The sequence below is a fragment of the Xanthobacter cornucopiae genome, assembly GCF_043195065.2.
In the GTDB taxonomy this organism is placed as follows: Bacteria; Pseudomonadota; Alphaproteobacteria; order Rhizobiales; family Xanthobacteraceae; genus Xanthobacter.
Map to the genome: position 1 here is coordinate 2,104,729 of NZ_CM195531.1, position 22,976 is coordinate 2,127,704.

At 63.8% G+C, this 22,976-nt stretch carries 23 protein-coding genes; 8 read left to right on the forward strand and 15 right to left on the reverse strand.

The features are described 5' to 3' along the window. Positions 1–246: 246 nt before the first annotated feature. Entirely contained in the window at positions 247–1,749 is a 1,503-nt protein-coding gene (locus V5F53_RS09420; RefSeq protein ID WP_393998534.1) for a helix-turn-helix domain-containing protein, read from the reverse strand. 82 nt (positions 1,750–1,831) lie between these two features. On the opposite strand from V5F53_RS09420, the gene V5F53_RS09425 reads away from it, so the two are divergent. After that, positions 1,832–2,161: a DUF1127 domain-containing protein gene (locus V5F53_RS09425; protein ID WP_393998535.1), complete on the forward strand. Its 330-nt coding sequence runs from the start codon at positions 1,832–1,834 to the stop codon at positions 2,159–2,161. 89 nt (positions 2,162–2,250) lie between these two features. Here the strand turns inward: V5F53_RS09425 and V5F53_RS09430 are convergent, their stop codons facing one another. The 6 genes from V5F53_RS09430 to V5F53_RS09455 form a co-directional block, all read right to left on the reverse strand. Further along, the gene (locus V5F53_RS09430; protein WP_393998536.1) at positions 2,251–3,669 is read right to left on the reverse strand and encodes an MFS transporter; all 1,419 of its coding nucleotides are present in this window, start codon (positions 3,667–3,669) and stop codon (positions 2,251–2,253) included. Positions 3,670–3,764: 95 nt separating this feature from the next. Further along, positions 3,765–4,727 carry a DMT family transporter gene (locus tag V5F53_RS09435; protein ID WP_393998537.1) on the reverse strand — a complete coding sequence of 321 codons (963 nt, stop codon included), beginning with the start codon at positions 4,725–4,727 and terminating at the stop codon, positions 3,765–3,767. A gap of 116 nt (positions 4,728–4,843) precedes the next feature. Further along, a complete protein-coding gene (locus V5F53_RS09440) occupies positions 4,844–5,236 on the reverse strand; it encodes a VOC family protein (protein ID WP_393998538.1) in 393 nt (130 codons plus the stop codon). A 101-nt stretch (positions 5,237–5,337) separates the two neighbouring features. Further along, positions 5,338–6,993: an alpha-keto acid decarboxylase family protein gene (locus V5F53_RS09445; RefSeq protein ID WP_393998539.1), complete on the reverse strand. Its 1,656-nt coding sequence runs from the start codon at positions 6,991–6,993 to the stop codon at positions 5,338–5,340. 109 nt (positions 6,994–7,102) lie between these two features. Then, a complete protein-coding gene (locus V5F53_RS09450) occupies positions 7,103–7,381 on the reverse strand; it encodes a hypothetical protein (RefSeq protein WP_393998540.1) in 279 nt (92 codons plus the stop codon). Between the two features lie 26 nt (positions 7,382–7,407). After that, positions 7,408–8,028, reverse strand: a complete 621-nt coding sequence (locus tag V5F53_RS09455) for a DoxX family protein (RefSeq protein ID WP_393998541.1) — start codon at positions 8,026–8,028, stop codon at positions 7,408–7,410. Between V5F53_RS09455 and V5F53_RS09460 the strand changes: the two genes are divergently transcribed. The 3 genes from V5F53_RS09460 (at position 7,988) to V5F53_RS09470 (ending at position 10,865) form a co-directional block, all read left to right on the forward strand. After that, positions 7,988–8,704, forward strand: coding sequence for an HAD family acid phosphatase (locus V5F53_RS09460; protein ID WP_393998542.1), 717 nt, complete (start codon positions 7,988–7,990; stop codon positions 8,702–8,704). The two genes, V5F53_RS09455 and V5F53_RS09460, sit on opposite strands and share 41 nt — an antisense overlap. A 138-nt stretch (positions 8,705–8,842) precedes the next feature. Beyond that, positions 8,843–10,168: an MFS transporter gene (locus tag V5F53_RS09465; protein ID WP_393998543.1), complete on the forward strand. Its 1,326-nt coding sequence runs from the start codon at positions 8,843–8,845 to the stop codon at positions 10,166–10,168. Between the two features lie 94 nt (positions 10,169–10,262). After that, positions 10,263–10,865 (forward strand): Crp/Fnr family transcriptional regulator, encoded by a 603-nt coding sequence (locus V5F53_RS09470; protein ID WP_509212995.1) that lies wholly within the window; start codon positions 10,263–10,265, stop codon positions 10,863–10,865. A 26-nt stretch (positions 10,866–10,891) separates the two neighbouring features. Here V5F53_RS09470 and V5F53_RS09475 read toward each other — a convergent pair whose 3' ends face one another. From V5F53_RS09475 to V5F53_RS09505, 7 genes are all read right to left on the reverse strand, one after another. Further along, positions 10,892–11,293, reverse strand: coding sequence for a DUF2306 domain-containing protein (locus tag V5F53_RS09475; RefSeq protein WP_509212996.1), 402 nt, complete (start codon positions 11,291–11,293; stop codon positions 10,892–10,894). 140 nt (positions 11,294–11,433) lie between these two features. Then, positions 11,434–12,228, reverse strand: a complete 795-nt coding sequence (locus V5F53_RS09480; RefSeq protein ID WP_393998546.1) for a histidine phosphatase family protein — start codon at positions 12,226–12,228, stop codon at positions 11,434–11,436. A gap of 223 nt (positions 12,229–12,451) precedes the next feature. Next, a complete protein-coding gene (locus tag V5F53_RS09485) occupies positions 12,452–13,318 on the reverse strand; it encodes a CPBP family intramembrane glutamic endopeptidase (protein ID WP_393998547.1) in 867 nt (288 codons plus the stop codon). A gap of 137 nt (positions 13,319–13,455) precedes the next feature. Continuing rightward, positions 13,456–13,953 carry a Spy/CpxP family protein refolding chaperone gene (locus V5F53_RS09490; protein WP_393998548.1) on the reverse strand — a complete coding sequence of 166 codons (498 nt, stop codon included), beginning with the start codon at positions 13,951–13,953 and terminating at the stop codon, positions 13,456–13,458. 29 nt (positions 13,954–13,982) lie between these two features. Beyond that, positions 13,983–14,312 carry a hypothetical protein gene (locus V5F53_RS09495; protein ID WP_393998567.1) on the reverse strand — a complete coding sequence of 110 codons (330 nt, stop codon included), beginning with the start codon at positions 14,310–14,312 and terminating at the stop codon, positions 13,983–13,985. A 357-nt stretch (positions 14,313–14,669) separates the two neighbouring features. Continuing rightward, positions 14,670–15,467: a helix-turn-helix transcriptional regulator gene (locus V5F53_RS09500; protein ID WP_393998549.1), complete on the reverse strand. Its 798-nt coding sequence runs from the start codon at positions 15,465–15,467 to the stop codon at positions 14,670–14,672. Between the two features lie 122 nt (positions 15,468–15,589). Continuing rightward, positions 15,590–17,215, reverse strand: coding sequence for an OPT family oligopeptide transporter (locus V5F53_RS09505; RefSeq protein ID WP_393998550.1), 1,626 nt, complete (start codon positions 17,213–17,215; stop codon positions 15,590–15,592). A 343-nt stretch (positions 17,216–17,558) separates the two neighbouring features. Here V5F53_RS09505 and V5F53_RS09510 point away from each other — a divergent pair, with 343 nt between their 5' ends. The 4 genes from V5F53_RS09510 (at position 17,559) to V5F53_RS09525 (ending at position 22,490) form a co-directional block, all read left to right on the forward strand. Beyond that, positions 17,559–18,656: an S-methyl thiohydantoin desulfurase family protein gene (locus tag V5F53_RS09510; RefSeq protein ID WP_393998551.1), complete on the forward strand. Its 1,098-nt coding sequence runs from the start codon at positions 17,559–17,561 to the stop codon at positions 18,654–18,656. Further along, complete coding sequence (locus tag V5F53_RS09515) at positions 18,653–20,221, forward strand: hydantoinase/oxoprolinase N-terminal domain-containing protein (RefSeq protein WP_393998552.1); 1,569 nt, start codon at positions 18,653–18,655, stop codon at positions 20,219–20,221. The genes V5F53_RS09510 and V5F53_RS09515 overlap by 4 nt, the downstream gene beginning before the upstream one ends. Before the next feature lie 97 nt (positions 20,222–20,318). Next, on the forward strand, positions 20,319–21,512 hold the full coding sequence (locus V5F53_RS09520; protein WP_393998553.1) for an alpha/beta fold hydrolase: 1,194 nt from the start codon (positions 20,319–20,321) through the stop codon (positions 21,510–21,512). A gap of 78 nt (positions 21,513–21,590) precedes the next feature. Continuing rightward, complete coding sequence (locus tag V5F53_RS09525) at positions 21,591–22,490, forward strand: LysR family transcriptional regulator (protein WP_393998554.1); 900 nt, start codon at positions 21,591–21,593, stop codon at positions 22,488–22,490. 257 nt (positions 22,491–22,747) lie between these two features. Here the strand turns inward: V5F53_RS09525 and V5F53_RS09530 are convergent, their stop codons facing one another. Beyond that, positions 22,748–22,975 carry a DUF2274 domain-containing protein gene (locus tag V5F53_RS09530; RefSeq protein WP_393998555.1) on the reverse strand — a complete coding sequence of 76 codons (228 nt, stop codon included), beginning with the start codon at positions 22,973–22,975 and terminating at the stop codon, positions 22,748–22,750. Between the last annotated feature and the right edge of the window lies 1 nt (position 22,976).

The window sequence follows — 22,976 nt, forward strand, 5'->3', positions numbered from 1 at the left end:
CGCTCGCCATCCGCGAAAAGTGCAACGTGTGAAAGCTCTCCGGATCGCCTACCGATCCAGAATGGAACCGAGCTCACAGCGGCCTGATGCGGCCGATCTCGGAGATAGAGGGCAGCACAACGCGTGGTCATCACCAGAAAAGGTGATCCGCCCCTCCAAATCAGCGTGATGTTGTGGGCTTCATGTTGGGCGCCTGGGTGTCATGGCGCCTCCCGGCTCGGCCAAGATCATCGCTGCGCCAACAGGTCAGGTCTCCGTAAGACCGGAAGCGCCGAGCGCCGTTCGGGCGAGGTCATTGCCGAAGACAGCCACGCACCACCCACGCACGGCGCCACTGAGCTGCTCCAGCATGCGCACGTCGCTGGTCGCGCGGGCAGCCTCCATCGCGCGGTAGAACACGAAGAAATGGCAGATCAGGGCGACATGAAGCGCGCGGGCGCCGGGCACATCGTCCGCGGTCCCCACCCGGAACAAAGCTTGGAACAAGGCTTGACGTGACTGGCGCGCAAGGGCCTGCACCGGCTCCTGGCCAGGATCACCGGCCTTGTGGGCGATGGTCCAGGAGAGCGCGAGGATGGCCGCGACGACATCGGCCAGATCTTCGGCGCACAGGCCGAAGGCTTCAAGAATATCGGCGCAGACTCCATAGACGTCGTGCGGCGCTCCGAGCATCGCACGAAAGTCCCGCGCCAGCGCGAGATTACGTGCTTCGAGCTGCGCGCCGAACTGTGCCATCTCTTCGATCAGGCACGAGTACTCGAAGCACGGCAGGTCGGGGCTGGGCATCTCCACGGTTCCGGATGCCTTGAGCAACAGGCTGAGGAAGCGTCCCGACAGGCAGGTTCCCACCGGAGCTAGCTCGGGCACGATCAGCCGCGCCCAGGTGCGCTGGGCAAGAAGATTGTCCGCCGCCGGAGGCCCGAACTCCCAGGCGCCGTCGCTGGTCAGCGCCTCGACATTCGCCCTCACACCTTCTCCCTTGGCGGCCCACGCGCTGGGAGAACACCCGACCATATCCTTGAACACCACGTGGAAACGCTCGTAGCTGCCGAAGCCGGCGTCGAGGCAGGCGGTGAGAAGATTTGAGCCGGCCCGGTAGGTCCTGAAGAAATGCTCCAGCCGCGCCCGATTGCGCCATTCGACGAAGCTTCTGTTGGTATCGGTGATCAGCAGGCGGCTGAGATAGGACGCCGCCACGCCGACTTCCCGCGCCACATCCGACAATGAGATACCCGCCGGCCGTTCGCGAATGACCAGCAGGGCGCGCGCGACTGCGGGATGGACCGATCGCAGTATCGCAGTCTGGCTCGCGCGGCACGCGCGAACGGCGCGCGCGATGGCATAGGCGAGGCCGGCATTGAAAGCTTGAGGATCATCGAAATCCTGTGCGATCTGACCGAGGAGACGATCAAGGTCGATCAATTGATCGCCGTCCAGAACATAAGTGGGTTGAGCTTCGACCTGTGCCGTCCATTCCGCAGGCGCGAGCTGGGCTGTCAGGCTCACCACCCACATTTCCAGATTGGGCGCCCGAACGAGGCGATGCCGGACGTCCGGGACCAGCCACACGAGGGTGCCCGGCCGCAATTCCAGCATCTGGTCACCCACAAGGTAGCGACCGGATCCCCGCAAGATGAGATCGAACTCCATTTCGGCATGGCAATGGTCGATGTGGATGCGCCCGCCCGCGACCGTCCTGCGCACGCTCCCCAGGAAGCCCGGAGGAATCTCCGGATGTCTCTCAGGCATCCGACCTCCCTTCGCTGAATGTCAAAAAGCGACAGGCGCGATGGCGAAAGCCGGCAGGCTTCCCGGAGCCCGGAAGCGGACAATGGCCACATCGATCAGGCAGAAGCCTGGATGTTTCAGGAGACCGATCATGTCGATGGCTCATATGCCCTTCCCGCAGGCGACGACGATGCGGGATGCCGCCTCGCGCAACGCCGGGATGCTGGGTTCCGCCCTGGTCCGCTTCGTCAATGTCCTGAACGGTTGGAAGGCCTTTCAACAGATCGCCGATCTCGACGACGCGCGGCTTGCCGATCTCGGGCTGACGCGCTCGGATGTCGAACGGGCCCGGCTCACGCCCGTCTACAGGAATCCCACCGCGGAACTGGCCCATGCCGCCCGGGAATGCCACATCGACCGGCCGGCCGAATGAGCGGCGAGAGCAAAGATGGAACAATGCCACCCCCGCCGGGCCCCACCGGCGAGGGTGGCACCTTTGGTTCTCCTTCCGCGGCAGGATGCTCATGCCTGCGACCCTCCCCTGCCGCTCTCGTCCCTTCGGCACAGCAGCCAGCCTCCGGCTGCGATCAGAAGGATCGGCACAGTCATTCCGGCCTTCTGGCTTGCCGTCAGAGCGGTCAGAAGCGCGGCCAAGGTCGGCCCCATGAATGACGTCACGCGCCCGGACAGGGAAAACAGGCCGAAATGCGCGCCCATATGTCCGGCTGGAGCCATTTGGACCAAAAGGACGCGCGATGAGGATTGGAGGGGCCCCGCGACCACGCCCACGACAAGCCCCAGCGCCAGGAAGATCCGCTCTTGCGGTGATTTGAAGTCCCCGGCAGACGGTTCCATCTGAACGAGGCCGAACAGCAGCGCATCGCGTTCAAGCGAGAGCATGCCCAGGAGCGCGCACAAAAGAGCGCCGATGGATCCGAGAATGACGCCGTGCGCGCCGATCCTGTCATTCAGCACGCCGCCAGCCAGCGCGCCGAAGATGCCGGCAACAAGAATGAGGGCGCCAAAGATCCCCGTCTGCGCCGGGCCCCATCCAAAGGTGCCGGCGGCATAGATCCCACCGAGAGTGAAAAGGGCAGCGAGACCGTCCGCATACAGCATGCGTGCCACCATGAAACGCAAGAGCTCCGCGTCACGGCGGATCCGCCGGACGCTGCCCCTGAGGCGCGCGATTACAGTTCCGAGTGGCTGTGGGGTCGGCAGGCGGCGGGACCGTTCGCAGGAGCACAGGAACAAGGGCGCCGCGAACAGCATGAACCATGCCGCGCAAAACGGTCCGACGATGCGGGGGCCGCTACCCGCGTGGGCATCGGAACCGAAAAACGGCTGCAGGCCGAACGCTGTCCGGCCCGTGGTGGGGTCCGCCACGAGAAACGATAGAACGATGCCGAGGGCCGTCAGCCCGCCCAGATAACCCGCGGCCCAACCGAGACCCGAGACGCGCCCGAGCCGATGCGGCGCGGCCAGCACTGGCATCAGCGCATTGGCGAACACCAGCGCGCACTCCGCGCCGAAAAGAGCCACCATGAATGCGATGAGGGCCAGCGGCACGGCGGCCGGCGCGCCGGGCACCGCGAGCCATAGGGCCGCGGAGCCGCCCACCAGCATCAGGCCGCAGGCCGCCATCCCGGATCTGTAGCGCCCCGTGGCATCTGCGAGCGCGCCGAGAAAGGGGGAAAGCACTCCAACGAGGAGACCCGCGCCGCCGGCGGCATAGCCCCAAAGGGCCTGACCTCGCGCGCCATCTCCCACCACCACATGCGCAAAATAGGATGCGAAGACGAAGGTGGTCACAAGGGTAAAGAATGGCTGGCATGCGGGATCAAAGAGCACCCAGCCGACGATGGTCATCCGTGAGGGCGCATCGGTGAAGCCGCCCTGCAGTGCGGAGGCATTGAGAGCGTCCTGATGTCTCTCATCCATGAATGCCTCCTCTATCGCGAGAATGCGCGCTTGCGTGGTCTTCGGTGGTCTTCTCAAGCAAAACAGGGATGCCGGTCGAACCCCGTCCGCGAACATCACCGGTCTGCGGATTGCGGCGCGCGGCGATGGTCCACTTCTTCGAGGGAAGGTCGAACGTACTGCTCGGTTCCTGGCTTCTCCACCCGTTGCGGGCGTCGGGCACAAACCGAAAGCGTGACCCCAGCCGCCACCAGGAGGCCGCCGATGACCTGCGCCGGATAGGGCGATGTTCCTCGCAGCGCGACCATGATCATGGTCAGCACGGGAATGAAGTTGTAGAGCAGGTTCGGTTCGCTGACGCCGAGCACCTGCACGGCCCGGTTCCAGAATATGTAGCCCAGCACTGTGGCGCCAAGCGCCACGCCGACCAAGGCCACCACAGCATCGCGCGTGGGCGCTCCACGCGGCGGCCCACCCAGCACGCAGAAGGGCAGAAGCAGGAGCGTGCCCGTGGCAATCACCAAGGCGGTGTTGGTCATCACTGGCACGTCTGAGGGCAACAGCCGGCGCGCCGCCACAGTGTAGAACGCCATGCAGATCGCGGCAGCAAACGCGATGGGCTCGCCGAGGTCGAGCGTGAGGCCAGCAAGGCCTGCGGGACTGTCACCCAGCACCGCGAGCAAAGCCCCCGCAACAGCGATGAGCATCCCCATTCCGGCACGCCACCCAAACGCGTCACCCAGAAACCCTGCGGCCCCCGCCATGGTGAGCACGGGCGTCAGCGCCATGACGACGGCGCCGTTCACCGCAGTCATGTGGTCCAGCGCGACGAAACGCAGCAACTGGTAGAGTGAAATACCGATGCCGCCCAGCGCCAGATAACCGCGCCAATGTGCCCGGAAGGCAGCAAGGAGGCCGCCGCCGGGCGCGGCGAGGGCCAGCAGCACCACCGCGGACAGGCTGAAACGCGCCTCAGCCGCGGCGACCGGATCGAGCCAGGCGAGAAGTTCCTTGCTCCAGATGTAGTTGGCCGCCCAAAGCACAATTGTAGCGGCCGCCATGCCCCGAGCGATCCACATGCCGGAATTCCTGGAAGCGCATGATTTCAAAGAGAGGCAGGACTTGCCTCGCGGTCTCCGGGAGCAGTCCGCCACGCGACGTCCGCGATCTGCGCACACCGTCGCGGCGCGGGGCTTCACTTCATCTTGAAGCCGTTTTCCACGAACCCCTGAAGCCCGAGCATCCGGTCGCCGAGCTGAACGTCGAGCCCATCCGGATCGCGGACATGGAAGCTGTCCGAATCCTTCTGGGGATCAAGACCTTCGGCCTTCAGCTGCGCCTCGATCCGCTCGGCGTCATATGCAGCGAGACCGAACATGAAGTGGGAGATCGTGCCGGGCTTTTCGCCGGGGCGGAGCACCAACATGCTCTCGCCGAACCCAAGCAGCACGCTTTCGGCGCTTTCCTGGATCACCGAAAGCCCAAACATCCGGCAATACCAGGCCTTTGACCGGGCGAGATCGGAAACCGTGATGGCAATGTGGTTGACGGTAACGGCATCAAAATGAGGTTCGCTCGTCTCGGACATGCGATCTCCTGCTGGTCTATGGGGCGTTGGTCTGCCGCGTGTCACTCGGCGCATGGCTTGGGATAGAGCTTGCTTTTGGTCGAACTTACTTTTGGAAGAACTTATTTGGGGTAGAGCGTCGCAAGAGCATCGTGCAGCTTGCGAGCGAGCGGGGAGGCCTCATAAGGGCCTGTCACCACCTCGATATAGGCCGCTTGATTGCCCGTTTCGGCAGCGATGAGCGCCGCATCCAGCTCCCCAATGGTCGAGACGCGAGCGGTCAGCCAACCTTCGCAGCCAAGTGCCTGGGGAAGCTGCGTGTAGCGCCAGGGCGCGACGTCGTTATAGGCGGCGTCAGGGTCGCGGCAGAGAAGACGCTCGATCAGGTAGCCGGAATTGTTCAGCACGAAGACGATGGGCTTCAGCCCCAAGCGGCCGAACAGGCCGATCTCCTGTGCCGTGAGCTGATGGGAGCCATCTCCCGTCACGAGGATGGTGCGCCGCTCCCGCGCCGCGACCGCGATGCCAACGGACGCCGGCGTGGCCCAGCCGATGGAGCCCCACAGCGTCTGATTGTGGAAGCCCGCGCCCCTCGGCAGGGCCGCGAATGCGAGGCCCATGGAGATGGTCCCCGTCTCGGCCACCAGTTGATCGCCGGGGCGCAGGAAATCCGCCCAGCGGGCATAGAGAGCCTCCGCCGTGATCGGAGCATCGGCGATCGGCTTCGTCGCCTTCATCGCGGGGGAACGCTCCGGCACATCAGGACGAACCCATGGGCGGTGTGTGAGACGGCGCGTCAGCTCGACGATCAGCTCGTCCATCTCCACATTCTGATGGAGCACGCCGCCGACCCTCGTCCGATGATGGCCGACCTGGATCATTTTTGCCGGATCGAGCCTGGCGGTGAAGGCTCCGGTGTTGAAATCGCTCATCAAGGCGCCGACCGCGAGGACGAGGTCGCACCCCTCCACAAAAGCACCGACGCTTTCATTCATGATGGCGCCGTCATACATCCCGATGAAAGCAGGCTGATCCTCATCGAGCACCCCCTTGTCCATCGCCATGGATGCGAACGGCAAGCCGCTGCCGTCCACGAGCCTTTGCAGGAGGGAAGAGAAGCCGGCACGGGCAATAAGGACGCCCGGCAGAAGGCAGGCCGCCGTCGACGCCTCGAGCGCCTCAATGATCGCATGTGCTGCTCGCTGGAGCGCTGCCGGGTCGCTTCGTGAGGGCGAGACCGGCGAGGCGGCACCGAGAACCGGCTGCTCTGCGAGGTCGGCCGGAAACGCCATGTACACGGGCCGGCGATGGTAGAGCGCCTCGTGGATCAGCCGTTCTGTTTCATAGGCAACATTCTGGGGTGTCATCACGGCTTGGGCGACCACCACTGGTTCACACATGCGCCGAAAGAGGCCGTATTCTCCATCGCCAAGGGTGTGATGCATGATGGCACGGGCCGTCTGCACCGACATGCGCGGGGTGCCGACCAGATGGAAGATGGGAAGGTGCTCGGCATAGGAGCCGGCGACCGCGTTGATCGCGCTGAGCTCTCCCACGCCGTAGGTCGTGGACAGCGCAGCCGCGCCCTTGACCCTGGCATAGCCGTCGGCCGCATAGCCCGCATTGAGCTCGTTGCAGCAGCCGATCCAGCGTAGCTGCGGATCCGCGAGCACAGCGTCGCAAACCGAGAATGAATAATCGCCCGGCACACCGAAGACGTCATCAATTCCAATATCTTTCAGCCGATTGAGCACATGCTGGATCACTGTGGCGGACATGGGGTGCTTCGCCTCGGAATGCTGTCTGAGGGGCTGAAGGGCACGGGGCACACTTCGGTGGGGAAGGCCCACGCCGCAAGGCATGCGGCATGGCTCGCGTCACACGGCGCTATTGAGCACCACCGCCGCCATGTTCGTCGGCATACTCGACACCAGCCTGCGTCTGTTCGATCGCTTGCTGAATGAGAGCCATGGCCTTCATGCGGTGGCCGCCCTTGTTCGATGACGCCTCGCGCAGGGTGGCCAGGGCGTCATAAAGGGATGAAAGCGCCCTCTCCATGTTGCCTTGATACGCCTCGGCGCGAGTTGCGACGCCCACTGTTCCGAGCACTGCGGCTCCGGCGGCCAGCGCCGCGAGGCGTCGACGGTTCATCCGCGCATCATCCATGATGATCTCCGTATATTTCTGCTGAATTATTTCGCTTTCCGGTCCTGGCAGAGGATCGCCGCCGCCAGGAGCGCACCGATCAGAGAAATGTGCTCCATGACCACATGAAAATGCGCGGTTCGCTCCGGCTCGGGCATCGTCCAGAACCCATGCGCGATGGGTATTGTCAGCACCGTGAAGACGATGAGGGATGCCGCGCCCAGCCAGGCTGCGCGGTTCAGAATGATCATGGCCGATCCAATGAGAAGCCACGCGGCAGTCGCAGCGCCATAGACCGGCGCCGGCTCCAGGCCGAAATGCGCCATCTCCTCTACCCAGGAGGGGAACGAGAGGAGCGCGGCGAGGCCGGCGCTCCAAAAGACGAACGTCAGCAAGACGCGTGCGACAAGCCGCACAACTGCGGCACCAAGAATTGTATCGAGAATATTTTGCATCTTTAACTTGATCTGTTGCGCCGGGATGGTCTCGCCTGTCTCCTTCGCTTGAGGAAAGGCCCTCGTCATCACCAGAAGTAATGATGTGCTCTCATCCCTGCCGCCGCATGTTGGCGCCGTTCGCTGCGCGGGCGACCTTTCGGGATCAGGAGGCATGTTGGTGGGTCGATGGATGATGGCGCGCGTCGTCGCGCTGGTGATGATCGCGGGCATAGCGCCGCCGCCGGCTGCGTTCGCTCAAACGGTGAATGGCTTGTTCGTGGCACCGCCTGCGCAGCCCCTCAATGTCGGCGATGCCATTCGCGCCGCTGCCGCATATCACGGCAGCGCAGCCTATGAGCGCGACCTGTCATCGGTCACGCGTGCTGCGATAGCGTGGATCAATGACGCAGCGCCCCACAGCCACCGGCCTGCTGTAGTGCTCGATATCGACGAAACGGCTCTGTCGAATTGGGAGGTCATCCGGCGTGATGACTTTGGCCGGCCCATCGGCGGACCGTGCCTTGCAGGTGGCACCGATCCCTGCGGCTGGGCCGCCTGGGACATGCTGGCGTCCGATGTGGCCATTACGCCGGTGTTGGATCTCTTCAGACGCGCCCGGGAGCTCGGTATCGCGGTGGTATTCATCACCGGCCGTCCGGAAAACCAACGGACCGCGACCGAGACGAACCTGCGAACCGCCGGCTTTGCTGGGTACGAGGCCATGTACATGACGCCCGATGGCGCGCGTTTCGCATCGGCGGCCGACTTCAAGACGCCCATCCGGGCGCGGCTGGAAAAGGATGGCTACACCATCATCGCCAATGTGGGTGACCAACCCTCCGATCTTCTGGGTGGTCACGCCGAGAAAATCTTTCTCCTGCCCAATCCCTTCTACCGCGTGCCATGACGAGCGCCCGCGCGCGGCAGGACCAGAACGCCCACAGGGCCGCCACCATCCATTGCCGGCCGCACGAGCAGGAGGCGTCACCCTTGTGGCGGCCCCCTCGGAACCAAGTTCGTTCCTGCGGCAAGTAGGGAGTAGATCATGTTCGGCTCATCCTCCTCCGGGGGATCGAAAGCACGCACCATCATCGCCTCGGCCATCGGAAACGGGCTCGAATGGTTCGATTTTCTCAGCTACGGCCTGCTCGCAGGATCGATCGCGATCGCATTTTTTCCCGATCACGCACCGGGTTCCGGCCTCATCCTGGCTTTCGCGACCTTTGCGGTCGGCTTTGCCGTCCGGCCCATCGGCGGGGTTCTGCTGGGGCTCTATGCGGACAAGGCCGGACGCCGCGGCGCGCTCGCCTTAATGATGGGGATGATGTCCGGGGGCAGCCTGCTCCTCGCGCTGGCGCCAGCCTATGACCAGATCGGCATCGCCGCCCCCCTTCTCGTCGTTGCCGCGCGGATCGTGCAAGGGCTCTCCGTAGGCGGCGAATTCGCCGGTTCCGCAACCTTCCTGGTGGAGCACGCACCGCCCGGCCGACGCATGTTCTACGGCAGCTTCCAGATGTGCGCGCAGGGCGTCGGCATTCTGGCGGCATCGCTTTTCATTTTTGCGCTCGAGCAGAACCTGACGCCGGACGCCTTCGGCACCTGGGGGTGGCGTATTCCCTTCGCGGCCGGCGCCATCATCGGGCCTGTCGGGCTCTACTTGCGCTGGCGCGTCGCAGAGACTCCAGAATTTTGCGCCGCTGTCTCGAAGAGCCCCGCCCCTGCTGGTGTGCTGCGGGCGTTGCGCACCGAGGCTCCCGCGCTTCGGTGCGGCATCGGTCTAATCGCCGTGGGCACCGCCATCGCCTATCTTTGGCACAGCTATCTGGTGGTCTATGTGGTGCATGAGCTTCACCTGACGCGAACGGACGCATTGCTGAGCGCCTCTGCGTCCGGCGCACTGGCCGTGTGCCTCTACCCGCTGGCCGGCTGGCTCGGGGATCGGCTCGGTCCCTTCCGCCTTTTCTCATGGTCCACCGCCATCTTCGCGGGGCTGACATGGCCCATTTACGCCTGGCTGACCGGCGCGCCCGATTTCGAACGGCTCATGGCGGCGCAGCTTGTCGCGACCGCCTTTCTCGCCTTCATTTCCGCCTGTCACCCCGGATTGCTGGCCATGCTGTTCCCGGTCAAAGTGCGGACCACAGGCGTGGCGCTTTGCTATAATTTTTCGGTATTGGCTTTCGGGGGCCTCGCACCGCTCACAGTGTCGTGGCTGGTCGCACGGACGGGCAGCCCCATGATGCCGGCAGTCTATCAGATCGTGGTCGCCGGCCTGTCACTGCTTCTGGTGCTTTCGGCGCCTTCGGCACGTCGGCAGGCTCTGGCCCGCAACAGGGCGATGAAAGATAACCCGTCGTCTATTTTCAGGTAATAAGGTAGCATCGGTGTCACCGTTGCGATCCAGAGCATATTCAGCGATGCCTACACTCAACAATTTCATTCTGCGACGAACGGACTTACCTCCGGTGGAGATCGACTGGCTCCTCGCCCATACCAGGCCGCGCTTCCTGCCGCGCGGGGGCGTCTTCTGCACCATAGGGCAGGCCGAGCACGAGATCGGATTCCTCGATGAGGGCATCCTGCAGGTGTTCGCCTTATCGCCGGATGGGCGCAAGATCCTGCTGGACTTCATCTTCGCCGGCGGCGTCGCCCTGGCCCTGGACAGCGCGACCAAGGGCCTCCCCTCCGAGGTGGTGTTCGAGGCCGTCATTTCATGTCGGCTCACGGTCCTGCCCTATCACCTGCGGCACGCAGCCGTGGAGCGTCATGCGGGTTGGGAGCGCCTGGCAACGCGGATGACGGAGGAGATGTTCCAACGCAAACAACAGCGGCATATGTCGCTGCGCTCGAAGACCGCGCGGCAGCGCTACGCAGAGCTCTCCTGTGAACTGCCGGAGGCATGGCGATCGATCCCCCAGCATCTGATCGCCGCCTATCTCGATATCACGCCGCAATATCTCTCCACCCTCAAGCAAAGGGCGGAACGGGAGATAAGGACTGAGAAAGTGTCGGCGCGGGCCAGAGCCGCGGGCCTTCTCGTCAGCCCGGGTGAGGATGTGGGCCGTTAGCGCGCCGCTCCAGCCGCGAGCGCAGCTCACGGTGCCCCGAACAAGACCTGATGCATGATGCGTCCGGGCCAGAAGGTAAAGAGCCCCGCCAGCACGAGGCCGCCATAGAACAGCCCGCGCATGCCTCTGGCATGAGGGCTGATGTCGCCCCTGCGCCCATGCAGGAGCGCCAGAGGGAGGGCAAAGAGAACGTAAAGCGAGAGAAGGTGAATGGGACCGAAGGGGCCGATCCAGCGCATCTGATGGATGAAGAAGGACGATAGCGCCACGCTGGCCATCAAAGCCGCCCACACCCAGCCCACGAGCCGATGGGGAACTGTCCCCTTGGGCGCAGCCAGCTGGATCATGCCGATAGCCAATGCGGCGACGGCGGAAAACGCGTGAATGCGGATTGCCGCCGAGGCATCAAGAAGCGGTTCAAGTGTCATGACGCCTCCCAGCTGTGCGTCGCGCAGAATTCGCGTCACAGCGCTGACCATGGATACTCAGAGCGTCTAAACTGCCGCTATTCCGCCGGCAACGCCGCCATACGCGTTTCCCCGCCGACAACAGTCTTCTGCCTCCTCCATCAGAGGCAACCGAACTTGGTGGAGCGCGGTTCGGGCTGCCCCCAACCGTTGGAGGGCAGGTCCTCGAAAGGACGCCGGAAGACTTGGCGCACCAAGCTGAAGCGCGACGGCACTGTCAATGTCGGGCTGTCATAATCGAGAATCCAGAAGTAATCATAGGTGTCATCCGGCCAGGTCCCTGGCACGCGACGGGACGCACCGCTCATTTGATCGAGGTGCAGAAGTTGCCGAAGCGTGACCCTCTGGCCCGGGAAGGCCTCTTCCAGCCGCGCGCTGGCGATATGGAGATGCTCCCACACCATGACCACCGTCTGTCCGCGCCAACGCGGATTGTCCAATAGGTCCCGGGCCACCGCGGCGGTTCGCGCATTGAGCAGGACTTCGGGGTGAAACGGCGTGAGCATGAGCGGGTTCGCGGCAACACTCATGTTCCATGCCGCAGCGATGGGCTGCGCGGTTTCCAGCGTGTGCAAGGTAATGGCGAGAATGGCCGCCGGTCGAGCGCCATTGAGAAGGCTCCTGGATGCCCTCGGACCAAGATATTGCGCGGCGAGCGCCTCTGCCCGCTGCCGACCAACGCCACACAGAGACAGCAGGTTCTGTTTCTCACCGTGGCGAACGATAATGATGCGTGCGGGCGCTGCCGCTGCCTCAGTGACGCCAAACGCAGCGGCGCCCCATGCAACCAGAAGAATCAGAACGCATAGCCTGGGCAACAGCGTGCTATCGGTACGTAGGCTTGTCATTGAGATGACTTTCGCAGGTGGTGAGCACCATTTCTCAAGCCGGCGCATGTGGGGACATCGCCCCTCCCTCGTCGGCGCAACCAGGGACCGTATCGAAGCGCTACGGCTTTCTACTGGGATGGCAAAGGCGTTCATGACATGAGTACTGTGGAATGCCGTGCAATGCTGACGCGACGGTTGCAGGGGCGGGATGGGATCTGCTTCGACGCCCTCGCCGTCGCGCTGACTTGCCCAAGCGCCCATCATCACGGCGTGCGGCGCGATACACGCCCTACCAGGTAGCAGACGGGATCATCCGGAGCGGGTAGGTGAAGAGAAGAAGGTGGGCCGCATTGAAGCCAAAATGAGCGAGTGTCGATGCAAGGAGGCCACCCTTACGAAAGGCATAGCCGTAAATAGCACCCGCAACCGACGCGAACACAACCATAATAGGACCTCCAGAGTAGTGCATAATTCCAAAAGCTACGGCAGAAATTCCCAACGCAATCCATTGCGACATGGAATATTTTTCAAACCAGCGCGCTAGATTTGACTGCAGGAAACCTCGGAACAAGGCCTCTTCGGTGAAGGCGACAAGCAGGAGATTATTCAGCGCCCACAGGCCGAACTCCGGCGGCACCTTCGGCTCCCAAACCACGGCCTTGAACAAGAGAGCCGGCGGCAGGAGCACAAGGACAGTCGCGAAGGCGCCGGCGGCGGCCCAAGCCAATGATGTTCGAATGCCCTCCCCCCTGCGGAGCGGCCTGTAGAGCAGAAATATCGAAAGCCCCACAGCAGCCTTATCCAGGTTGAGGTACATCTTGAACGGATAGGCATCTGGGCTGAACTGAACCGGACCAATGAGAATTGGATTTTGAAATCCAGGAAACACATGAACAGACAAGGCAATGCATAATATGAAAAATGATATTTTTGCTATTTTTTTATTTGTTATCCAAATAGAACGGCTACAGATATGAGCCATCAGCATGCATAGCACAACTGCGAGAAGGCCCAGTGGCTGAACGTAACCCAGGACGGCGGCTGTGACGTAGGTGATAGCCGTCAACGCCCCGGCAAATGCAAACGCAGATGGAAGCCAGGCCAGGGCCGCGCTGAGCATCAGAAGCGCGGTTAGATATGACAATTCGGAAATCATATGTCAGAGACCCGGAATATTTCAATATTACTTAATTTATTTATCGTAATTAATTTTAATTAAAATTCGGCACCTCATGGATGCCGAAGCTGTTTGTGGCCAACGCGGTGGTTTAAATTCAAATCATGCCTTCGTCATCACCGCTCTTCTTCCTCGAACAGCCACAGAGATCGTGTCGCCAGTGGAGACTGAGCGTCGGCAACCATCCCAAGAAAAGCAGGCATCCGGTGCTTCTGAACATCTGAGAGCGACGCGACAAGCGGACGTGTCGCGCTGACGAAGGCTTTGAGATCCTGGCCGCGAATGACCTCGGCCTCGCCGATCCGCTCGAGCGCTTCAAGAAAGTCGGATGGCGGCTTAGCCTCCGCCCGCTTCTTGCCGCGGGCCATCGAATCCGCAGCGATCTTGCGGATCGAGGCTTCCACCGGCGCCCAAAGCTTATCCTGCGCCGGCGTCAGCTCCAGCACGGTCTTGAGGGCGGCAAGACGCGCGTTGAGGACCGCATTTGCATCAGCATCGGAGTAGATCTCGATGATCTGGGTTTCTTGCGGGGCATTTTGCGCCTGGGCGACGGAGGCGGCCAGCAGCAGACCGCTGCAGAGCGTCGCGCACAGGGCGGACTTGATGAGGTTCATGTTCATTCTCCGCAATGAGAGCGCGTGACCTACTGCCAGTTTCCATCGGGCAGGCGGCCGTGGAAGGGGGTGTTGCGGCAATGCCCCCAAGGGCCCCGCCAATAGCCGGGAGGGCAGCCATTCCAGGGCGCGCCACCATTATACGGACCGAAGAACCCGCCCGGATTCGGCCCGAATCCGAAACGGTGGCAGGCGCCACCGGGGCCACGATACCAACCTCCACCGCACCCATCGGCGACGGGCGTAACCTGCGCCGGCGCGTCAGTGAGCATCGCGGGCAGCGGCAGCGCCTCGGCCGAGAGCCCTGAGGCGACGAGAAATCCAGCGGCCGCCGCCGCCTTCAATAAATGACCAGCCATGCGACAATCCCTTCCGTCATCTGGATCGTTCCTGCTCCGCCAACGCTCGCCGCCAACATCGCGTCGACACATCCGAGAGGTCACGGCGAACAAGGCGCCGGTCATCGCGATGCTCAAGACCGGCGTTTGCACCTGCGGCGCGTCCCGCCCAGCGCAGCGATGGACCGTGCAGCAACACGGTTCAGCAGGACCTGGAGCGAAGATCGATCACCCTGCCTTCATGCAGGGGGCAGCAAGGTGCCGTCATCGCCAGAAGTGTTGATGCACGACGCCACAGGCAAGCTGCGCGGACGTTCCGACGATCCCTGCGTGCGAGCACCAAAAGCCGACGCGGCAGGTCAGCCTCTCTTCAGGCATTCAGCCCTCCTTGGGGAGCCCGGCGGAATCCGGAGGGAGCATGACCATGACGCTCCCGATCCTGTTCTCAAAGGCCCGCAGGTTCGGGGCCCCGGACTTGGACAGGATGGACCGGATCTGTGAGCGGATGGTATCGAGCCTGACGTTGCGCAGCCGCGCGACCTCTTCCGCACTTATTCCACCCACCAGATCGCTCGCCACTTCCGCTTCGGCCTGCGTGAAGCGGAACAGGGTGCGTAGCAGCACGGGAGGCGGCTTCGGAATCGCCGAGAACGGCTTGAAGATCAGGAGTGCCGCATTTCGGAAGCGTGCGCCCATCAGTGGATCGACCAACCCGCCAGCGATCGGCGAAATGAGACAGATGCTGCGGGGGCTGCATAAGGGATGGAACGGATTGGGAGGCTCGCTGGCCTCGCTGGTCGGTCCCTCCGAGATGGCTGCGGCAACCAAACGCCGCAGCTCCAGCGTATCCGCTCGGGTTCCCAATGACAGGTAGGTCCCACCGCCACGCACGCGCCGGGTCATGACAAAGCCAGCGCAAGGGCGAGTGGCATGGGTTCGACTGGCAGCGCTGGCATAGAGGACCCGCAGCCGCGAATCCACGACGACGATACACAGGCCGAGTACGCTCACGGCGTTTCGCGTGATCGCCGTAACCACGGGGCCATGTCCGTGAAATGGGGTGTCAGGGGGCAGCGCGCTGGCGTCGGCCCACAGCAAATCCTCCAGCTCGAGCACGACTTCATCGCCGTCCGCTGCATTCGGATCCAGGTCATGACGGAGGCGTCCTTCGTGCATCGCGACTCTTGTTCCGGTGATCAGGCTTGTGGGGAGCCAATCCCGGAACGCACGGCACTGTCATTCAACTACATGAAGTTTTGCGGGGCCCTTCGATACGGCCCCTTGTAGCGTGCTGCGCCTCAGCGGCCACGAAGCACGCCGATGGACATCCCCTGAACCACCGAAACGACGGCATCGGCACAGATCACGCCGCCACCGAAGGCCTGGAGCGCCTCCCGAGATGCCTCTTGGCGTGATGGCCGGCATTTCAGCCAGATGAGGCGAAGGGCAAGGCCTGTGAGGACAGCGAGCCCGGCGCCCGGATCACCCAGCAGCAGCCCGGTGGCCAGCATGACCCCAAGCTGCCGGCGCGCACCACCGATCCACTGAACGAAGGCGCCGGGAAGAGCCCACAGAGCAAGGCTCGCCAGCGTCTGCGGGTGCGCTCCGGTGTCGATGGCAGCCGCATAGACGCGGTCGATGGGTGGAATGAGGCCCCTTCCGAGCAGGCTCGGCCACGCGAGGGCCGTAATGGGAATGGCGACGGCGAAGGCGACGAGAGTGGCGAGCAACTGCTGGCGCCGCCCCTCCAGCTCGAACGCCGGCCCACAGCCCGCCCGCAGGATCGTTCCCGCCTTCAGGTCGTAGCCCATGTCGGCGAAGCATGGCCCCGTGGCTGCGGTGAAGCCGGTGAGCAAGGCGAGCGCCAGCGGCGGAAAGCCCGCCAGGAGGCCCAGCATCAAGGTCACGAGGGCGAGCGCATAAGCGGGAAACCAGCCGCTCTGCATGGCCGCCAGCCCCACCACCAGCTGATGGGTGAGAGCAGCCGCAGCCGCGAACACGACGAAGGCCACCAGCATCCGCGGATCGAGCTCAGCCGCGAGGCCCCCGGCAACAGCGATGAACGCCGCAACGGCAACGAACGCCGCCGCCCCACCCATAAGCGTTCGGCCCGGCCGGCGAGAGGCCCCCGCGCCCACGGCTCCGGTAGCATCGGGGTTGAGGTGGGGGGCGATCTGCGCAAGAGCAACGAGCGCCGCGCCGATCATCATGCCATGCGGAAGCAACGTGGGATCGACGCCGAGGCGCTGGATCCAGGCGGCACCCCCACCCGCAGCGAGCCAGCCGCCGGGGATTTTCGCCAACAGCCCGGCGCAGAAGGCGGACAAGGCAGGCACGCTGCCGATGAACGCGACCCCGAACGCGAGCATGGGCAGCCCCAAGACCCCACCCGCCAGGCCAACACCACCGCCGATGGCCAGCGTGCGGCCTGCCCTGCGGCCAGAATCCCCCATCTGGATCACCTCGGCCGCGGCAACCCCGGGCGGCCAAGCTCCTTCGGCCGGAAAGATCGCGGTGCCATAGAGGCGATAGAGCATGATCGCGTCGATGATCATCGCCATGGCCACGCCGGCGAACAACGGCGCGATGAGGTCCGCCCGGCCGAGAAGGAAAGGAATGCCGATGGGCAGCAGCAGGCTGTTGGCTGCTCCGAAAGTGGCGCTGGACATGGCGCTCTGCACCAGGTTCTGCGCATGCGGCGACCGGTAGCCGGCAAACGCCGCCAGCGGGATGCGCCCCAACGTCATGGCAGCCATGGCGCCGATGACGGACGTGTTCGGTGTGATGCCAAGCGATGCGATCAGGTCGAGGCCGATCAGCGCGCCGGCGGCCGAAACCGCCACGATGGGGAGAAGGAGAGCGGCCGATATCGCTCGGGGATGGACCGCCTGCTGTTGGGGTTCGACGTTGACGCTGTCGTTCATGATGCGCGTTCAAAGGCCCCGGGGGCTGGGAGACGAAATCTGGCGGGCAAAGGCACCATTTGATGGGAAAAGCGGCGCGAATGCTGGCGCGCACGACGCCCGAACGGCTCCATTCCACCCACGCACATTAGGCGGATGATATCCGGGCGACATCACCACATCTGGGGATCGCCATGAAGCTCGCGTGCTGAGGCGGGGCCCGCCATGTTTCACGTCATTACTTCTGGGGATGCTTGGCTTGCCGATCGCGGGCAGCCTTTCGCCCGATGCCTTTGCCCATCGCGCACTTCCCGCTCCTTTGGGCGGACGGGCGCTTGCCTGCCCTCCAGGAAGGAAGCGGCCATTGCCTCGCTTGCTGAAGACCGATGAACTGGAATTCCTCGCCACCGGCGCCTGGATCCTCGGCACGGGCGGCGGCGGATCGCCTTATGCCTCGTATCTGGGCGTGCGGCGCTTCCATGACGAGGGCAGCCGCATCATGCTCATGGACCCTGATGAGCTCGACGACGACGACCTTGTCGCCGTGGTGTCCACCATGGGGGCGCCGCTCGTCTTCCAGGAGCGCATGACCGATGCCGACTTTGCGCTCAAGCCCGTGCGCGTCATGGAGGATTATCTTCGCCAGCCGTTCCGCGCGGTGATGAGCGTGGAAGTCGGCGGGTGCAACGCCTTCCAGCCGCTGCTGGTGGCGGCCGCATGCGGCCTGCCGGTGGTGGATGCCGATGCCATGGGCCGCGCCTATCCCGAGGCGCAGATGCAGAGCTTCTCCATTGCCGGGCTGAACATGGTTCCGCACGCTGTGGCAGACGTGCGCGACAATGCTGTGCTCATTACCCGGGCCGCCGGCTGGCACGAGATGGAGCGCGTGCGCCGGAAGGTGTGCACCGAGTTCGGATCGGTCGCCACCACCTGCCAGGCGCCCCGCACGGGGGCCGAGATCAAGCGCTTCGCCGTTCTGCGCACTCTGTCTCAGGCCATCGCCCTCGGCCGCGAGGTGCACCGCGCCCGCGCCGCCCACGAGGACCCGGTGGAAGCCACGGTGCGCGCGGCCGCCGGCATCCGGCTGTTTGGAGGCAAGGTGGCGGACGTACAGCGCCAGACGACGGAAGGCTTTCTGCGCGGTGATGTGCGCCTCGACGGTCTCGATGCGGATGAAGGCGCCACGTTCGAGATCGCGTTCCAGAACGAATTCACCATCGGCCGGCGTGACGGGGCGGTGGCGGTGACCACCCCCGACCTCATCTGCGTGCTGGATGCCGTCACGGGCGAGGCCATCGGCACGGAGAGCCTGCGCTTCGGCCAGCGCGTGAGCGTGATCGCTCTGCCTGCGCCGGCGATCCACCGCTCGCCGGAGGGCCTTGCCCATGTGGGGCCCCGCGCCTTCGGCTACGACGTGGATTTCCGCAGCGTGTTCGACGGCAACAAGGAGACCCGCGGATGAGCCGCATCGGCATCGACGTTGGCGGAACCAACACGGACGCCATCCTCATCGACGGCGACAAGGTGCTGGCCGCGGTCAAGAGCCCCACCACCGCGGATGTATCGGACGGCGTGCGCCGCGCTCTTGCCGATCTGATGGCGCAGGCCGCATCCCTCCAGACCCTGCCCCGCATCGATGCGGTGATGATCGGCACGACCCATTTCACCAATGCGGTGATCGAGCGGCGCGCGCTCGACAAGGTGGCGGCTCTGCGCATCGGCCTTCCCGCCAATGCGGGATTGCCGCCCTTCATCGGCTGGCCGGCGGATCTTGCCGAGGCCATGGGCGGCTCCGTGCACATGGTGCGTGGCGGCCATGATTACGACGGGCGGTCCCTGGTGCCGCTGGACCGCGCGGCCGTGCGCGCCGAGGCGCGACGCATGGCCGAAGCCGGGCTCACCGCCATCGCCATCACCAGCGTCTTCTCCCCGCTCACCGATGAATGCGAGCGGGAGGCGGCCCAGATCGTGAGCGAGGAGGTGAGCGGCGCGCGCATCACCCTTTCCCACGAGATCGGCCGCATCGGCCTGCTGGAGCGGGAGAATGCGGCCCTGCTCAATGCCGGCCTCCAGAGCCTTGCGCGGCGCACCACGGCCGCCTTCACCGCAGCCATCGCCGACAGCGGCCTCGACGCGCCTTTGTTCCTCACGCAGAACGACGGCACCATCGTGCAGGGCTCGGTGGCGGAGAGCCATCCGGTCTATTGCTTCGCTTCCGGCCCCACCAATTCCATGCGGGGCGCGGCCTTTCTCTCCGGCATCGCGGACGCGCTGGTGGTGGACGTGGGCGGCACGACCAGCGACGTGGGTTGCCTGAAGGCGGGCTTTCCGCGCCAAGCCAATGCGGCGGTGGAGATCGGCGGGGTTCGCACCCTGTTTCGCATGCCCGACCTCCTCTCCATCGGCCTTGGCGGCGGCACCGAGATCTCCCCGGATGGACAGCGCATCGGCCCCGCCAGCGTGGGGTTTCGGCTGCCGGAGAAGGCTCTCGTTTTCGGCGGGAAGACCCTTACCGCCTCCGACGTGGCGGTGGCCGCCGGACGGCTCGACCTTGGCGACCGCGGAAAGGTCGCAAGGCTGCCCGTTGCTCTTGTGGCGCAGGGCCTCGCGCGCATGGAGCACATGATCGCCGACGCCGTGGACCGGATGCGCACCGACGCCACGCCCCTGCCCCTGCTGGCCGTGGGCGGCGGCAGCTTCCTGGTGCCGGATCAGATGCCCGGCATCTCGCAGGTCGTGCGCGTTCCCCATTATGCGGTCGCCAATGCCGTCGGCGCAGCCATCGCCCAGGTGAGCGGCGAGGTGGACCGCATCTTCACCGGCCTCACCCGCGAGGAGGCCCTCGGACGGGCGCAGGCGGAAGCCACCCGACGGGCGATCGCCGCCGGCGCGGAGCAGGGAAGCCTCCAGACCCTGGAGATGGAGGATCTGCCCATTGCCTATCTCCCTGGCAATGCCCGTCGGGTCCGTGTTCGCGTCATCGCAGATATCGCCATGGCCGATGTTCGTGCCGAAGCTCCATCCTGATCACCGGGAAGCGGCATCCACCAAGCCAGACGACGCCCCGGATGTGTCGAACGAGCCTGAGCTTGCTCCCACGCTCCCTCCCCTATGAAAGGCGGGCATGATGCAAACTGCCGAGAACGCGTGGCGCCATGTGACACGGATCCTCCACAGCATAAGCCGAAACCTGTGCATGTGCCCGATGGTGCTGATCCTGCTCTGCGCCAGCACCGGGACATGGGCCTCATCGGCACGCGAGGGACCAGGCACGATCATCGCGGCGGAAGCGATGCCGGGCGCCCCGGACGGAGCCACCGCATATAAGATACTCTATCGCTCGGAAAGCCGGTCCGGCGAGCTGATCCCAGTGTCCGGGGTCGTCATCATTCCTCCAGGCACGCCACCACCCGGCGGCCGGCCGGTCGTGGCCTGGGCCCACCCGACAACCGGAATAGAAAGCCGTTGCGCTCCGTCGCTCGCGCGCGTCTTCTTCGAATCCGTGCAGGGTCTCCGCGACATGCTGGCGCGCGGCTATGTGGTTACCGCCACAGACTATCCCGGCCTCGGCACACCGGAAGTGCATCCTTATCTGGTGGGTGTCAGTGAGGGACGAGCCATCTTGGATTCGGTTCGCGCCGCCCGGGCCCTTCCCACCGCCGACGCCGACCGTCGCTTCGCGGTGTGGGGGCATTCGCAGGGCGGGCACGCCGCGCTTTTCGCGGGGCTCCTGGCCCGCCAATATGCTCCCGAGCTCGCCCTGACGGGCATCGCGGTTGCGGCTCCGGCCACCGACCTCGGGGCGCTGATGCGTGATGACCAGGGGACGGGCGTCGGCAACAACATCACCGCCATGACGCTTTGGTCGTGGTCGCGATACTACGGTGCGTCCATCACATCGGTGGTGGAGCCGGCGGCGATCCCCGTCATCGACCAGCTTGCCGGTGAGTGTATCGAACGCTGGTTCGACGTGCTGATCCGGAGGGAACCAACCCGCGCGCTCATGGCGGGCTTCCTCACGGTGGGAAATCTTGCGGACACCGAACCTTGGAAGCGGCTCCTCGCGCTCAACACGCCAGGCGTATTGCCTCCCGACGTCCCCGTTTTCGTCGCCCAGGGCGCGGATGACCGCCTGGTGAGGCCTTCGGTGACGGATGCCTATGTAAAGGCACTCTGCCGCAATGGAAATCGGATGCGATACGAGACGCTTTCGGGCGTCGGGCATGCGTTCATCGCGCGCGATGCAGCCAACACAGCAGTGGAATGGCTTGCTGGCCGCCTGTCGGGACGGGGGATAGATGATTTCTGTTCAAAGTAGGCATTGGCCCGCACCGTTGAACTCACATCATCAACCATAGATATTTTTCAAAATTTCGCACCAAACGAGAATTGAGATTTGAATATCGAAATTCGTCATATTCAATATTTTCTAGCAGCGGCAGAGCACGGGAGCTTCCGCGGCGCAGCGATGGCGCTTGGCATTCAGGAATCTGCCATCAGTCGGCGAATTCGAGACCTGGAGGACCAGCTGGGAGCGGCTCTTTTCCAGCGACATAGCGGAGGCGTCCAACTTACTTTGGCTGGACAATGCTTTATACGACGCGCCCATAAGGGACTCCGGCAAATTGATGACGGCGCACGGGAAGTGGCTGCCGTAGGCAGAGTAGAATATGGCCACATAAAAATTGGAATTATTTCCTCAATAGCATCAGGATTTTTACTTAAACTCCTGCATGCTTATGACGAGCGACATTCTGGCGTGACCATAGAGTTCATCGATGGCGGACCGAGTGAACATATGGCGGCCATTCGCCACTTCCAACTCGACGTAGCGTTCGTTACGGGGGTTGCCGAATGGTCGGGGTGTGACACAGCTTGCCTCTGGACGGAACGAGCGTTTATCGTTTTACCTCAAGAGCACATTTTGACAAGACGAAGAGCAGTGGGCTGGCCCGAGCTCATTGGAGAAAACTTCATTGTAAGCGACCTCTCGTCCGGCCGCGATGTCCGGAATTATATTATTCGACATATTTCAGAATTTAACAGAGAATCAGAAATAAAATTCCAATATGTCGGGAGAGACAATCTGCTGCCTCTTGTCGCTTTGGGGCATGGCCTCACAGTGATAAGTGAGGCATCGACCGTCGTGCGGATTCCCGGCGTTTCATACCGACCGATAAGGGATGAGACCCTCCTCTTCAGCGCCGTCTGGTCACCGAAGAACGATAACCCGGCATTGCGCCGCCTTCTAAGCATGGCCAAGGCAATGTCAGGGAACGCAGCGAAAAGCTCCTGATGATTTCGTACGTCATGGCATCAGGGGGTCATTGTGCGTTTTGCGTACCCTCATGAACCCGCTATCCGTCGCGACAAAGCGCTCCAGCGCCAGGATATAAAGGTCGTGTGAGGGGCGGCAGCCTGAACCGAGCTACTGGGCACTCGGCCTGCGTTTCCTCCGCCGAGATTTTTCCCGCAAACTCACTCGCAGCCACGGCGGCCGGAGGCCCCTTATCCCTCGCCGGATCCGAGACCAAAGAACGGGACAGATTCAGGTCACTGTCCGCCGCTGCGCCGCCGAGCCTTCGCAAATCCTCGGTCCGTCGCAATGAAGCGTTCGAGCATGGGGGCGACGAGCCTGACGGGGTCTGCGATCGGGTTCCCCGTCTCTCCGCCCAATACCTGCGCATAGGCGACAAGATCGCGATGGAGTTTCGCCGGTAACTCCACGGTCACCTTCACCGGCTTGTCGTCGTGGAGCTCTGAGAGCTTCAGCTTCATCATT

What these genes read in the sequence shown, in the direction of transcription:
- V5F53_RS09420 (WP_393998534.1), bottom strand. Translation starts at nt 1,749, where the DNA reads ATGCCTGAGAGACATCCGGAGATTCCTCCGGGCTTCCTGGGGAGCGTG.
- V5F53_RS09425 (WP_393998535.1), top strand. Translation starts at nt 1,832, where the DNA reads ATGGCCACATCGATCAGGCAGAAGCCTGGATGTTTCAGGAGACCGATC.
- V5F53_RS09430 (WP_393998536.1), bottom strand. Translation starts at nt 3,669, where the DNA reads ATGGATGAGAGACATCAGGACGCTCTCAATGCCTCCGCACTGCAGGGC.
- V5F53_RS09435 (WP_393998537.1), bottom strand. Translation starts at nt 4,727, where the DNA reads ATGTGGATCGCTCGGGGCATGGCGGCCGCTACAATTGTGCTTTGGGCG.
- V5F53_RS09440 (WP_393998538.1), bottom strand. Translation starts at nt 5,236, where the DNA reads ATGTCCGAGACGAGCGAACCTCATTTTGATGCCGTTACCGTCAACCAC.
- V5F53_RS09445 (WP_393998539.1), bottom strand. Translation starts at nt 6,993, where the DNA reads ATGTCCGCCACAGTGATCCAGCATGTGCTCAATCGGCTGAAAGATATT.
- V5F53_RS09450 (WP_393998540.1), bottom strand. Translation starts at nt 7,381, where the DNA reads ATGGATGATGCGCGGATGAACCGTCGACGCCTCGCGGCGCTGGCCGCC.
- V5F53_RS09460 (WP_393998542.1), top strand. Translation starts at nt 7,988, where the DNA reads ATGATGGCGCGCGTCGTCGCGCTGGTGATGATCGCGGGCATAGCGCCG.
- V5F53_RS09455 (WP_393998541.1), bottom strand. Translation starts at nt 8,028, where the DNA reads ATGCCCGCGATCATCACCAGCGCGACGACGCGCGCCATCATCCATCGA.
- V5F53_RS09465 (WP_393998543.1), top strand. Translation starts at nt 8,843, where the DNA reads ATGTTCGGCTCATCCTCCTCCGGGGGATCGAAAGCACGCACCATCATC.
- V5F53_RS09475 (WP_509212996.1), bottom strand. Translation starts at nt 11,293, where the DNA reads ATGACACTTGAACCGCTTCTTGATGCCTCGGCGGCAATCCGCATTCAC.
- V5F53_RS09480 (WP_393998546.1), bottom strand. Translation starts at nt 12,228, where the DNA reads ATGCGCCGGCTTGAGAAATGGTGCTCACCACCTGCGAAAGTCATCTCA.
- V5F53_RS09485 (WP_393998547.1), bottom strand. Translation starts at nt 13,318, where the DNA reads ATGATTTCCGAATTGTCATATCTAACCGCGCTTCTGATGCTCAGCGCG.
- V5F53_RS09490 (WP_393998548.1), bottom strand. Translation starts at nt 13,953, where the DNA reads ATGAACCTCATCAAGTCCGCCCTGTGCGCGACGCTCTGCAGCGGTCTG.
- V5F53_RS09495 (WP_393998567.1), bottom strand. Translation starts at nt 14,312, where the DNA reads ATGGCTGGTCATTTATTGAAGGCGGCGGCGGCCGCTGGATTTCTCGTC.
- V5F53_RS09500 (WP_393998549.1), bottom strand. Translation starts at nt 15,467, where the DNA reads ATGCACGAAGGACGCCTCCGTCATGACCTGGATCCGAATGCAGCGGAC.
- V5F53_RS09505 (WP_393998550.1), bottom strand. Translation starts at nt 17,215, where the DNA reads ATGAACGACAGCGTCAACGTCGAACCCCAACAGCAGGCGGTCCATCCC.
- V5F53_RS09515 (WP_393998552.1), top strand. Translation starts at nt 18,653, where the DNA reads ATGAGCCGCATCGGCATCGACGTTGGCGGAACCAACACGGACGCCATC.
- V5F53_RS09520 (WP_393998553.1), top strand. Translation starts at nt 20,319, where the DNA reads ATGATGCAAACTGCCGAGAACGCGTGGCGCCATGTGACACGGATCCTC.
- V5F53_RS09530 (WP_393998555.1), bottom strand. Translation starts at nt 22,975, where the DNA reads ATGATGAAGCTGAAGCTCTCAGAGCTCCACGACGACAAGCCGGTGAAG.